Raw genomic sequence first — 12,614 nt, forward strand, 5'->3', positions numbered from 1 at the left:
AGCGCCACCTACTTGATCGCGCAGGGCAACGCCGCCAATCCGCGCAAAAACATTGAGCCCTTATAACTCAGTTGGGCCTCGGGATCGGCTAGTCGCCAGCGTGGAAAACGACGCAAGAGCGCGCTAATTGACCGCGCCGCCTCCAGGCGTGCCAGCGGTGCGCCCAGGCAGTAATGGATGCCGGCGCCGAAGGAAAGATGGGGATTGGGCGAGCGCTCGAGGTCGAAGCGGTCCGGATCGGCGAACTGGGCCGGGTCGCGGTTGGCCGCCGCGAACAGCAGCAACACCATGTCGTCGGGCTGAACTTCGGCGCTACCTAACTTGATCGCATGATTGGCCTTGCGCACGGTGCCCTGCACCGGCGGATCGTAACGCAGGACCTCCTCTATTGTTCCCCCGATGAGCGAGGGCTCGGCGCGCAAGCGTTCGAGCTGCTCGGGATGGCGTCCCAGGGTCAACAAGCTGTTGCCGATAAGGCTAGTGGTGGTTTCATTGCCCGCCAGCAGCAGCAGGATCAGGACGGACATCAGCTCCTCGGTATCGAGCTGCTCGGCTTGGTTAACCGCGACCAGCGCGCTGACCAGATCGGTGCCGGGTGCGCCGCGCCGCTGCTCGATCGCCTCGCGAAACAGGGCGCGGATCGAAATTGCCGCCGCCAGTGCCGATTGGGGCCGGGGCTGGGACGGATCGACCCCGGAGCTAGAGATGATTGCATCCGACCAGCGCTTGAATTCGGCGTGACGCTCTACTTCGATACCCAGCAGAGTGGCGATCACCCGCACCGGAAGCTGATTGGCCAGATCCGCAACCGCGTCGAACTCGCCCTTGGCCTCGATCTGATCCAGCAGGCGCTCGATGGTCTCATCGATGAAGGGGGTCAGGGCCTGGATGCGGCGTGGCGAAAAGTCCCGTGCCAGCAGACGACGCAGGCGGGTGTGAATAGGCGGATCGGAATTGAGCAGGTTTTTGCCTCCGGGCGCGAGATTCAGCCCTTGGAAGGCAATCTGACCGGTGCGCTCGCTGGAAAAACCTTCGAAGTCACGCACTATCCGCTCGACCTCGGCATAGCGACTGACGATCGCCAGCGGCCGGGGATGCTCCAAGCGTATCGCGCCAACGGCCAGCAATTGCCGGTAAATCGGATACGGGTTGGCGCGTAGGTTGGGGTCGAAGGGATTGAAATCGATTTGCGATTGCGTGGGCGTGCTCCTTGGCCGTTAACCTGGCGCGGCGTTATATGGCGTTGAAACCGGTCTGGCTGAAACCAACCCGCTCCTCACCCATCGCGGCCCGCAAGGCCGCCATCAAGGGCGCGTGGGCATCCTCCCGCCACCATTGAGCGTAGCCCAGTTGGTTCAAGCGGTCAGGCATGCCCAAGGCCTGCGAGCGCCGGCCGCCGCCGCCGTCGCCATCGCGTAGCGTATCGACCACCACCCGGTCGGCCGCCATCGCCGCTATTGCCGCCAGGCGCTCGGGATGATTGGGCAGCATTGGGGAGATCGCCAACTGAACGAAGATGCCGGCGGCGCGCAGGCGCTGGGCGGTGAGTACCCGGCGCGCGATCGAGGGCGAGGTCGGACAGAGCTGGCGGCGGACCTGTTCGTCGTCGGTTTCCAGGGTAAGCGAGACGATCACGCGCGTGCCCAAGGCCTTGAGCAGGTCGATGTCGCGCTCCACCAACGGGCTGCGCGTTTGCACCATCAGTCGTCGCGGCGGATTGCACTGCAGCAGTTGCAGCGCAGCGCGGGTCAGGCGCGCCTGGCGTTCCAGCCCCTGGTAGGGATCGGTCGCGCTGGACATGAAGATGGTCAATCGATCTAGGTTCCCTCGGCTTTTGATCCGAGCTAATTCCGCGGCCAGGCGCACGGCCAGGTTTTCTTTCGCGATCACCCACTGGCCCCAAGGCTGGGAGCGGGCGCGGGCCACGGGCAGACAGCGCACGTAGCAAAACGGGCAGCCGCCGTTATCACCGAAAGCGCAGCCGATATAGGGGTTGAGAGAAAAGGCGAAGCCCGACAGAAAACCGCCGGTGGGCGTCAGAGCGCGCTCCACCGGGCGGGCTTCGTACTGCCGCGTCATCGGCCTGCGCCGGGGCTAGGGCTGGCCACCGGCGACCAGGTGGACATCGAACCATCGCCGATTCTCATTGCAGGCTGATTATCCAGCGATACGATCCAGACCTGTGGCGGTGGCAGGGCATTTTCCTCTTGCTGACCGGGGGCAAGCAGGGCGCCGGCAAAGGTCAAATGGCGCGAGTCCGGTGACCAGATACCGCCGGAAAGCGGGCTGTGGTCGAAAAAGCGCAAAGTCAAATCTTCCGCCTGGGTGGGGAGAAAACTTTGCAGGCGGCGCGGCTTGGAGGGCGGCAGGTCGGTGAGGTACCAACTGTAGCCTGCGCCCTCCGGCACGACGTAGGCCAAGTGGCGGCCGTCGGGAGCAAAGCTATAGCTGGTCACAGGGCCGCTGACGAGGGTGCTGATGTTGCCACTGGCCAGATCCAGCAAGCCGATCCCGTCAAAGGAACTTGCGCGCCGGTTTTGCGCCGACGTGAAAGCGATCTGTTTGGAATCAGGCGACCAGACGAAGGTGGACAGAAAGGGAGGCAGGCCGACCATTTCGCGCGGTTGAGTACCGTCGCTCGCCGCCACGATCAAGGCCGCTTGGCCGTTTCCTTTGTCGTTGACCCAGGCCAGATAAGCCCCGTTGGGTGACCAGGCAGGAGTGCGAAAGAGACCCGGACTGGCGGAGAGGACCTTGCTCACGTGCTGACTTTGATCGCTTACCTCCATCAGGACGACCCTCTGCGGCTGTGGCTGCTCGGACTGATCGCTTGGCGCATAGTTCAAGGCTAATTCTTTTCGCGCTTCATTCCAGGCAAAAAACAGCGGCTGTCCTTGGGCCAGCAGCCGAGCTGGCGCGGGTCGATCGGTGCGCACCAGCATCAAGCTCAAAAGGCCCTGATGCTCGACCAGAAAAAACAGCCGATGGCTGCCGGCAGACCAGTGCAGATCAATCGGCCGTCCGATCGGGCCGGAAAAAAGCTCGTTGCTCTGGCGTTTGGCCAGATCGCTTACATGGACCGCGAAAGTTATGCCGTCGCGTCCCATTCGCATCGAGGTGTAGGCGAGCTGGGTAGCGTCGGGCGAGAACGTGGGTAGGCGAAAGCGTGGCCGCGGGGCGGTTAGCGTGGGAGGCTGGCCGGGCTCGTCCTGGATCCGTTCCAAGCCCACGCTGACGGGCACGATGCCCTGCGCGCGCACCTGCTCGGAACGCCCGCTGCAACTCACGCATCGCCGCTGTTCGCTTTGCGCGCTCCAGAGATAGATGTTGCCGTCGGTACCGACGTAGGCGATGCTCCCCGCCTGGCTAGTTGGCAGCCGTGAGCTTGGCCGCGCCCACGCCAAAGCCGGCGCCAACAGAACCAGCACCGCTCCGATGACGTGAAGCCAAAGACCGATTCCCGTGATTTTGCGTACGAACTGCACTGTGGACCAATTGTACCCGCACGTGTCGATGAAACCATCGCCCCCCCGCCAAGGACAGGTAGGATTGCGGCAAAGGAGCAATGGTGCGTAGGTTTGGGACGAAAGCGGACTAGCTTGGGCGATTCCGACCACGGTTAATTTCTCGCTTGATCGAAAAGCATCGATTGGCCTGGCTGCGCCATTTCATGCGATGACGCGGGGCATGTAGCCTTGTTACTGCCCTAGATTCTTCTTGGGGGCAGAGTTCGATTCGATTTGCGATGGCGCAGAAAGAGAGTGTCCCGGCACGCTCCCAAGGACGATTGACACCCCTGCCGGCTACGATCCAAGTTGAACCATGCGTTGGATGATGCTCAGAGCCAAACGGCTCGTCCCTCGGCGTGCGGCTGCGGCCGTCGCCGTGGCATTAGCCCTGGTGGGTGGGATGGCCTGTTCCCAACAAAATTCCGGCTTTCGTTCGCCCAATGAATATACCCAGGAAGATTCCAACCCGGTGCGCGGGATTTCCTATATCCTGAGTCCGGTCGGAACCATGCTGGAGTATGGTTTGGCTCGACCCCTACATTACTTGGCCACCCAAACCTTTTTGCAGCCGGTGCTTGACCCCTCGCGCGACGCCGATAGCTGGGAAGAGTACTACGGCAGTGCGACCGACAAGGTGCCCCTGCCGCCGATTCCCAGCGAGGAGCAAGCGGATCGGCTCGACGAACAACCACTCAGTCGGCTGAGCGAGAAGGATTTGGGTAACACCAAGCCGACCAATCCATCGGCAACTCCCGACGCGCTGACTCCGGCACCGCCTGACGCAGGCCAGAAGGACACTTCGCACTAACGCCAAGGCGCTCGATTGCGTGCCATGCGCGTCGGACCCGCTGGAAGCCGCCGCCCAGCGGGCCGGCGACGGGAGCCAAGTGAGCTCAATAGGACTTGGCAAAGTAGGCGCGGTTGCCGGGCCGCTGGCACACGATACAGGGCCCGTCGGGTGCCTGCTCAAGCGGTATCGCCCTGCAGGTGGCACGGGTCTCCTCTCGAATCTTGGTTTCACATGCCGCTTCACCGCACCAGTTAACCAGTGCCAACCCGCCGCCGCCTTCCCCCTCCATCCGACGCGCCAATGCACCGTAATCGTCGAACGAATGGGTATTGTCGGCCAGTGCCCGTGCCGCCTGCGTGTGCAGCGCCTGCTGCACCTCGTCCAGTAGCTGGCGTACCGCCTGTGGCAGGTCCGACATGGCGACCTTGTGCTTGCCCATGCCGGCGGGCTGGTCGCGGCGCGCGATCAAGGCGTTGGCGGCGGCCACGTCGCGTGGTCCGATCTCCAGCCGCAAGGGTATTCCGCGCATCTCCCAGTCGTTGAATTTGAAACCGGGAGTCAGCCCTTCGCGATCGTCTAGATGGACGCGCACAGCGGCCTGACCGAGGTCGCTTGCGCATCGGCGCGCTGCTTCCAGCACGATTTCGCGCTCCTCGGCTTTGCGCCAGATAGGCACGATCACGACTTGGATCGGCGCCACTGCCGGTGGCAGGCGCAATCCCTGGTCGTCGCCATGCACCATGATCAACGCACCGAGCAGCCGGGTCGAAACGCCCCAGCTCGTTTGCCAGGCAAATTGCATCTCGTTGTTATCGTCCAGGAAGCGGATGTTGAAGGCGCGGGCGAAATTCTGGCCCAGAAAATGGGATGTTCCACACTGCAATGCTCGTCCGTCCGCCATCAAACCCTCGATGGTGTAGGTCTCCACCGCGCCGGCGAAGCGCTCGGCCGCGCTCTTGCGCCCATAGATCAACGGGATGGCCAGGACTTCTTCGCAAAACCCGCGGTACACCTCCAGCATTGTCAAGGTTTCGGCTTGGGCCTGCTCGGCGCTGGCGTGGGCGGTGTGTCCCTCCTGCCAGAGAAACTCGCTGGTACGCAGGAACATCCGGGTGCGCATTTCCCAGCGCACCACGTTGCACCATTGGTTGATCATCAAAGGCAGGTCGCGATGGGAATGGATCCACTGGGCAAACATGTGATTGATGATGGTCTCGGAGGTCGGGCGCACCACCAGCGGCTCTTCCAGTTCCTTGCCGCCGCCGTGGGTGACCACGGCCAGCTCGGGCGCGAAGCCCTCGACATGCTCGGCCTCCTTGTGAATGAAACTTTGCGGGATGAACAAGGGGAAATAGGCGTTGCGCGCGCCCGTGCGCTTGATGCGCCGGTCCAGCTCATCGCGCAAGTTCTCCCAGATAGCGAAGCCGTCGGGTCGAAAAACAATACAGCCGCGTACCGGCGAGTAGTCGGCCAATTCGGCGCGCAGGATGACATCGTTGTACCAAGCCGCGAAATCCTGCGAGCGCGGGGTAACTTTTTTCTCCAGCTTCTCCGCCATAGTCTCCTGCCAAGCCTGTTGTCGAACCTTTTGGGCCTCCACCGGGTTTGCGTTTGCGCAAGGCGGGGAGCAAACCATAATTACCTGTCGCCCCTTGGGATTCCAGATTGGGAGAGAGTTGCGATGCGAGTTTTCGCCTTGAGCACCCTGCTGATGCTATTGCCGCTGGTGGCGGTGGCCCAGGTGCCGCCGATGCCCGGTCCCACGATCAATGTTAGTGGCAGTGGCCAGGTGCGCGTCGCACCCGACCTGCTAAGTCTGGACATCGCGGTGGATACCCAAGGCAAAAATGCGATAACCGCTGGCGAGCATAATGCGAAGCTGACCCAACAGGTAATGACCGCCGTGCGCGACAGGTTGGGCAGCCACGGCACGGTGCAAAGCGGCAGCTACGACCTCTTTCCGGTGACTGACAACCCGCCCAGCGGTCCCAGCCACATCGTCGGCTACCGTGCGGTCAACTCGCTGCGGGTACGTACCGCAGATCTGGCTCTGGCAGGCGCGCTGATCGATACTGCGCTGGCCGCGGGCGCTAATCAGATAAATTCGCTCAGTTTCGGCTTGCATGACGATAGCGCGGCGCGTGCCCAGGCGATCGCGCGCGCGGTAATCGCGGCACAAACTCAGGCCCGTGCGCTAGCGGCGGCCTTAGGCGTCAAATTAGGTCCCATCCTGCGCGCTTCGACAGCGGGTGAGAGCATACCTGAGTCCACACCCCGGTTCGCGATGGCGATGGCGGTCCCGCAAACTCCCGTCGCGCCGGGCCAACTTACAGTCTCGGCCAATGTCGCGCTGGTTTACCGCATCGCTGGCGCCAAGCCCTGAGCGGCATGAGCAGCGTCGGCGCGGTTAAGGCCCCCTTCCGTACCTTCTCAAGTTGGCGCAAAGGAAAATACCCCACGACGGGCAGCGCGCCAACCGCTTAGCGCTGAAAGACAGCGTGACCTGCGAAACGCGCTTGCGTACCCAATTCCGCTTCAATGGCGAGCAGGCGATTGTACTTGGCGATCCGCTCGCCGCGGCAGGCTGATCCGGTCTTGATCTGGCCGGCCGCGGTGGCGACCGCCAGATCGGCAATGGTGGTATCTTCGGTTTCGCCCGAGCGATGGGAGATCACGCAGGTGTAATGGGCGCCCGTGGCCAGCTTCATCGCTTCCAGCGTTTCACTCAGCGTGCCGATCTGGTTGAGCTTGATCAGCACCGAATTGCCCACCTTGCGCTCGATCGCGCGGCGGATGATCGCCGGATTGGTCACGAAGATGTCGTCGCCCACCAGTTGTAGGCGCCCGCCCAGCTCCGCGGTTAGCATCTCCCAACCGGCCCAATCGTCCTCGGCCAGACCATCTTCCAACGAGATAATCGGATAGCGCGCGGCCCATTCAGCGTAGAGCCGAATCATCCCCTCGGCATCGCGTGTCTGACCGCCCGAGCGTGAGAAGACATACTTGCCGTCTTGATAGATTTCGCTGGTTGCCGGGTCCAACGCGATCCAGGCGTCGCGGCCCGGCTGATAGCCGGCCTTGACGATCGCCTCGGAGATAAGCTCCAACGGTTCCTCGTTGTTGCGCAAGCTGGGGGCGAAACCGCCTTCGTCGCCCACGGTTGTGGAATAACCGCGCGCCTTGAGGACCGCGGCCAGGGCGTGGAAGATCTCGGTCCCCATGCGCAATGCTTCGGAGAATTTGTTGGCGCCCGCGGGTACCACCATGAACTCCTGGAAGTCGACCCCCGATTCGGCATGTCGCCCGCCATTTAAGATGTTCATCATCGGCGTGGGTAGCAGGTGGGCATCCGCGCTTAGATAGCGATAAAGCGGCAGCTTGCGCGATGTCGCCGCGGCGCGTGCCGCCGCCAGCGATACGCCTAAAATCGCGTTGGCGCCCAGGCGGGATTTGTTGGGGCTACCGTCGAGTTCGATCAGCGTCCGATCGATTGCGCTCTGCGTGCTGGCGTCCGTCCCACGCACCTTGGGAGCGATCACGCTATTGACGTTGCCCACCGCCTTAAGCACGCCCTTGCCGCCGTAGCGTTTGGGGTCACCGTCGCGCAGTTCGTGCGCCTCGTGCGAGCCGGTGGAAGCCCCCGAGGGCACCGCGGCGGTGCCGCGCGCGCCGTCGTGGAGCCGCACGCTTACCTCGATTGTAGGGTTGCCGCGTGAATCCAGAATCTCCCGCGCGGTGGTCTCCGCGATGCTCGTTTCAGTCATGCAATCCATCCTCTGAACTGGGCGGGTTCTGCCCCACCACGCTTTTCAACTCATCATAACCGCGCTGCCACGATGCCGCCACGCTCCTATGCTCAGCTTCCGGCGCGGCCCGACGGGCAGATGTGGTAAAATGATCTCACTCTTGGGCGCGGTCTGGAGCAAAGCCGAAAGTCGCGGTGAAACGCTGGGCGTAAGCGGGCCAGGCCAGTGGATTGAGCAAGCGCGGCGGCCGTTTGCCGTCCAGGATATCTAACACCTGCTCGGCCGCGATGGTCGCCATGTAATGGCGCGCTTCATGCGTGATGCCGGCGGTATGCGGGCTGGCCAGGACGTTGTCCAAGCGTAGTAGTGGATGGTCGGGCGGGGGCGGCTCCGTGGCCCACACATCCAGCCCGGCGCCCGCCAAGCGACCGGCTGACAGGGCTTGGGCCAGAGCGGCCTCGTCATAGATGGCGCCGCGAGCGGTAGCAATAAAGTAGGCGTGGGGCGGCATCAAAGCGAATTGTTCGGCGCCGATCATGCCGCGGGTCTCGGGGGTTAATGGGCAGTTGATGGAAACGAAATCGGCACGGCGCAAAAGCTCCTTCAGCTCGACTTTTTCCGCGCCACGAGCGGAGATTTCTGCGTGCGAAAGATAGGGGTCGTAGGCCAGCACCCGCATCGCGAACAGGCCCGTGCATAGCTGGGCCAGGCGGCTGCCGACATTGCCGATGCCGATGATGCCGACGGTCTTACCGTGCAGATCGTGGCCCATGAAATCCGCGCGACTCACACCCGCTTGCCGGCGCATCACGCGGTCGGCTTCGATAATCCGCTTGGATAAACACAGCATCATGCCCAGGACATGCTCGGCCACTGCCTCGCGATTGCCGCCGGCTTGGTTGACCACGATTACGCCGGCCTCCGTGCAGGCCGCCAAATCAACGGTGTCGTAGCCCACGCCGGTGGTGGAAATAGCCAGCAGGCGCGGGGCGCGCTTGAGCAATTCGTTATGGCCGTGAAAGCGGGCGTCCACTTCATCGCGGGAGGAAGTTATTTGATAGACGTGGGCCCGGCTCAGGACCGCGTCGACGCTGGCCTCGTCGCTGCCGTTCTCCAGCTTCTCCAAGGCGATTTCCGGCCGACGTGCGAGAATCTCCGCATAGACCGGGTCGGCCAAATACTTAACGTAAAAGACATGCTTGGCTGCCATCGCGCTCCTGTCCTTGCTTGGGTTAATGCCGCGCGTCGATCGATTACCATCGCCGACGCCCGCGCGTCAGCGCGGGCGCCAGATCGGCGTTCGACTTCTTCCCTTATCTTGTCTCAGGGGCCTAATTGAAGAGAGCACTGGCTAAATCCCTGAATTTGCGGCGAGGCTGCAAACGTCTGCCCGCGATAGTTCGGCCCGGGACAGCGCGCGATTGGGAAAATTTGTAAAATTACGGAAAGGTAGGACATGAGGATAAGGACGCTTATTTGGCCCACGATCTCGCTTTGGTTGGGTGGCTGCGCCTTGCTGGCAGCGCCGGCGGTGGAACAGGTCGGATCGCTGGCGAACATGGCAGGTACTGGCGCTACCGGCATGGTAGGGACGCAATCCACCGTGGCGGTGAATAAATCGTGGATCCTGAGCAACGATGCACAGGCACGCTACACCCAGGCCCAGAGCCGGGCTTTGCACCGCCAGCATGATCAAGAGTTATCGCGGCAATCCACCGCAGTTGGAATTCTGCGCAACATGGCCACGCTGCAGCACGACCCGCGGATCGCCGATTTGGCGCGCTTTGTGCAAAATGGCGGCGATCCGCAATTCGCTTTGGATCACGCCCTCAGTCGCGAACAGGAAGATAGCTCACGGGCCGAAACGGTGCGGATTTTGCGCGACATGTCGGAAAACGAGCACGCGCCGCAGCTCTACGAGCTGGCGCGCTGGGTGCAGGCGGGAGGCGATCAGCAGTTTGCGATCAACTATGCGCTGACTCAGGCCGGAAAAAGCAACGCCCTGACCAAAGCGATCACGCCGCCGGTGCGGCCTGACGGCGCGGCCGAGCAGCCAGTTCCGCTAATTGCGCATTCGCCGCAGTTGTAAATGCGTGAGTGTGGCTAGATCCGGTGACTGACGTTGTTCAGGCCCCAAGGGCCGATCAGCAGGGAAAGCACGCCCAGCGCGATCGGGGCCAGAGCCGCGGCGGCGATTCCAGTGCGGTCCCACAGCGCTCCGCAGGCCAGGGTGAGCAGGAAGGTCGCGCTGTAGCCGATCGTGAACATTCCCGCCGACAGGCGATGGACCTCGTCGGAGTCGGCGGCCAGCAGCGGCGGAAAGGCGAGGATGAGGACGAAGGCCAGGGCCGAAAAAGTGCCCATCACCCCCGCCCCCAGCAGGCGGCTCCAATCGTGCGGAACAAAGAAGAGCGCCAGTCCGGCGCCGGTCACGACTGCGGCCAACTGAATCGGGCGGGTGCGTCCGACCAGCAGGCCCGGCATCAGCGCCACCGTCAGCGAGGCCAGCAGCTGACCTGCGCTTAGCCAGACCAAGGTTGGCGCGATCAGGTGCGTGCTGCCGGCGCGATGGAGGAAGTCGGGGAAAAAGGTGTTGGCACCCCAGAACACCAGCGAAGTGCCGCTTTGAATGATTCCTAGGCGCCACGTTCGTGGATCGCGGAAATCCGGCCACCATTGCTTGCGCGGGAGAATTTCACGTCGTTGCAGTGGCCCGGTAAGGGTCCACAGCAACACCAGGGTGGCCAGTGGAAAGAGCCCCCACAAAGCCAGGCTCATCTGCCAGCTTCCAGCCAGCGGTAGCAGCGCCTGGGTGGTCAGCCCCGCGCCCATCACTTCGCCCGCCAGCAGGCCGTTGGTGTAAACCGCGGTGGCCAGGCCGATATGCTCGGGCGTCCATTGATACACCAGGGCTGGCAGCGCGGGCTGAAACAACGCCACGCCCATGCCCATGATCAGGGTCATCCCGAACAGCATCGCCAGCGAAGGGCCCACCCCGCGCAAGGCCGAGCTCAGGCCCACGACCGCGATCCCCATCATTACGGCGCGGCGCGCGTCCAGCCAGGTGGTCAGCATCGACCCCAGGATGGAGGCGCTCGCCATCAGTAGGACCGGCAAGCCCAGCAGCATCGCCACCATCGTCTCGTCGAGCCGCAGATCGCGATGGATGAGCGGAAACAGCGGTGGAATCGCGACCAGGGTTACGCGGAGATCGACGCCCGCCAGCCACAGCATCAGCAGGCGCAACCAGGGCAGAGGATTTTTCACCGGTTGGGGTGTTACTTGAGCCAGTAACGCACCTCGAACATCAGCGCTCCGGTCTGTGACTTATACGGGCCATGCTTCATTCCCGGAGGACGGCAGGCATATGAACCGGCGGGGAAGGTCTTGCCCAAGGTGACATCGGTCAACGAACCCTCGATGATCCAGACTTCCTCCCAATGGTCGTGGGTAAGTATACCATCGCTTAGCATATCGGCGCCCGCCTCGTATTTGAGCAGGCGAGTGTAATTGCCGACTTCGGGATCGCGAGTGAGGATCTTCTGATAGACTCCTGGTCCGGTTTGGTTGAGCCGCTCCCATCCCGAAGAATCGGGAATGTGGAACTCCAGTTCGGGTTTTGGCACGCCGCGCGCCTCCTTTTTTCAGCCTCGGCCAGCGTCGTTGCGCCGCTGGCGGCATAGCCGCGATGACACCAGAAGCCGGCGTGCTTGGCAATCTTCACACCTCTGGCTTGGCATTTGGGCCACGTTAAGGGCCTCGCACCATCTATCTGTCGGTGCCGCGTCAGCCGGAGTGAAAAGCCAGGTAAGGTGCTAACGCCAGCAGCACCACGGCCAGAGCGTAGCGCAGCCGCGCGGCGGGCACGTGGATGGCAATCTTAGCCCCAAGCATGACGCCGGCTATCTCTGGCACTCCGACGAAGAGAGCCAGCGGCCAATCGATCGCTCGGCTGGTGCCGTAGCCGATGGTGCCCACGCTGGAAATCGCCAGGGCCTGAGCCTGCGCAGCTGCCACCGCCATCAGGATCGGGGTATGAGCGGCCACCAGCAACGGCACCGTCAGCATCGGGCCACCCAGGCCCAATAAGCCCGCTATCAGCGCCACCGTCAATCCGATCGCCGCCGCGGTGGCACCGCTAACCGCGCGATCGTCGCTGCTGGCTTGGCGCTGTCGGCGCCACACCGCGACCGCCAAGGCAGCCGCGAGCAGTCCCAGCAGAATGCCGAATCCGCGATGGGAGACCTGACCGTTGATAAACACTCCCGCCGGCGTCCCGACCAGTGCGCTCGCGCCCAAAATCAACGCTAGCCGCCGGGTGAGCGAATCGCGTAGATGGCCGGTTTTCAGGTAAGCCAGCGTCCCCACGATGGCGGTTGCAATATGGGTCGCGATCGACGTGCCGGCCACCAGCGCGGGCGTCATGCCGGTCATGGCATAGAGCGCGATGGTCATCAATACGCCGCCCGGTCCCACGGTCGTGATTCCAATTCCGGCAACCAACGAAATCATGAACATCAGCGTGAGAGTCACCGGGCGCAGACTAAAAAATAAAGTATGCACCGGCAA

12 protein-coding genes are annotated in these 12,614 nt (G+C 62.9%); 3 read left to right on the forward strand and 9 right to left on the reverse strand.

What is annotated here, in order from left to right:
* Nucleotides 1-8: 8 nt before the first annotated feature.
* The 3 genes from VKV28_14775 to VKV28_14785 form a co-directional block, all read right to left on the reverse strand.
* Nucleotides 9-1,103 carry a cytochrome P450 gene (locus VKV28_14775; GenBank protein HLH78065.1) on the reverse strand — a complete coding sequence of 365 codons (1,095 nt, stop codon included), beginning with the start codon at nucleotides 1,101-1,103 and terminating at the stop codon, nucleotides 9-11.
* Nucleotides 1,104-1,233: 130 nt separating this feature from the next.
* A complete protein-coding gene (locus VKV28_14780; protein HLH78066.1) occupies nucleotides 1,234-2,079 on the reverse strand; it encodes a radical SAM protein in 846 nt (281 codons plus the stop codon).
* Entirely contained in the window at nucleotides 2,076-3,485 is a 1,410-nt protein-coding gene (locus VKV28_14785; protein HLH78067.1) for a hypothetical protein, read from the reverse strand. Before VKV28_14785 ends, VKV28_14780 begins: the two co-directional genes overlap by 4 nt.
* A gap of 400 nt (nucleotides 3,486-3,885) precedes the next feature.
* On the opposite strand from VKV28_14785, the gene VKV28_14790 reads away from it, so the two are divergent.
* Nucleotides 3,886-4,317, forward strand: coding sequence for a hypothetical protein (locus VKV28_14790; protein HLH78068.1), 432 nt, complete (start codon nucleotides 3,886-3,888; stop codon nucleotides 4,315-4,317).
* Nucleotides 4,318-4,402: 85 nt separating this feature from the next.
* On the opposite strand, the gene proS is transcribed toward VKV28_14790, so the two are convergent.
* Nucleotides 4,403-5,857: a proline--tRNA ligase gene (proS, locus tag VKV28_14795; GenBank protein HLH78069.1), complete on the reverse strand. Its 1,455-nt coding sequence runs from the start codon at nucleotides 5,855-5,857 to the stop codon at nucleotides 4,403-4,405.
* Between the two features lie 123 nt (nucleotides 5,858-5,980).
* On the opposite strand from proS, the gene VKV28_14800 reads away from it, so the two are divergent.
* Nucleotides 5,981-6,682: an SIMPL domain-containing protein gene (locus tag VKV28_14800; protein HLH78070.1), complete on the forward strand. Its 702-nt coding sequence runs from the start codon at nucleotides 5,981-5,983 to the stop codon at nucleotides 6,680-6,682.
* A 97-nt stretch (nucleotides 6,683-6,779) separates the two neighbouring features.
* Here VKV28_14800 and eno read toward each other — a convergent pair whose 3' ends face one another.
* Nucleotides 6,780-8,063 (reverse strand): phosphopyruvate hydratase, encoded by a 1,284-nt coding sequence (gene eno, locus VKV28_14805; protein HLH78071.1) that lies wholly within the window; start codon nucleotides 8,061-8,063, stop codon nucleotides 6,780-6,782.
* A 136-nt stretch (nucleotides 8,064-8,199) separates the two neighbouring features.
* Nucleotides 8,200-9,255, reverse strand: a complete 1,056-nt coding sequence (locus VKV28_14810; GenBank protein ID HLH78072.1) for a hydroxyacid dehydrogenase — start codon at nucleotides 9,253-9,255, stop codon at nucleotides 8,200-8,202.
* 246 nt (nucleotides 9,256-9,501) lie between these two features.
* On the opposite strand from VKV28_14810, the gene VKV28_14815 reads away from it, so the two are divergent.
* A complete protein-coding gene (locus VKV28_14815; GenBank protein HLH78073.1) occupies nucleotides 9,502-10,134 on the forward strand; it encodes a hypothetical protein in 633 nt (210 codons plus the stop codon).
* A 14-nt stretch (nucleotides 10,135-10,148) separates the two neighbouring features.
* Here VKV28_14815 and VKV28_14820 read toward each other — a convergent pair whose 3' ends face one another.
* The 3 genes from VKV28_14820 to VKV28_14830 form a co-directional block, all read right to left on the reverse strand.
* A complete protein-coding gene (locus VKV28_14820; GenBank protein ID HLH78074.1) occupies nucleotides 10,149-11,312 on the reverse strand; it encodes an MFS transporter in 1,164 nt (387 codons plus the stop codon).
* Nucleotides 11,313-11,323: 11 nt separating this feature from the next.
* Nucleotides 11,324-11,671 carry a cupin domain-containing protein gene (locus tag VKV28_14825; protein HLH78075.1) on the reverse strand — a complete coding sequence of 116 codons (348 nt, stop codon included), beginning with the start codon at nucleotides 11,669-11,671 and terminating at the stop codon, nucleotides 11,324-11,326.
* Nucleotides 11,672-11,831: 160 nt separating this feature from the next.
* The gene (locus tag VKV28_14830; protein ID HLH78076.1) at nucleotides 11,832-12,608 is read right to left on the reverse strand and encodes a sulfite exporter TauE/SafE family protein; all 777 of its coding nucleotides are present in this window, start codon (nucleotides 12,606-12,608) and stop codon (nucleotides 11,832-11,834) included.
* Nucleotides 12,609-12,614 lie beyond the last annotated feature (6 nt).

Source organism: Candidatus Binataceae bacterium (genome assembly GCA_035294265.1).
Lineage (GTDB): Bacteria > Desulfobacterota > Binatia > Binatales > Binataceae > DATGLK01.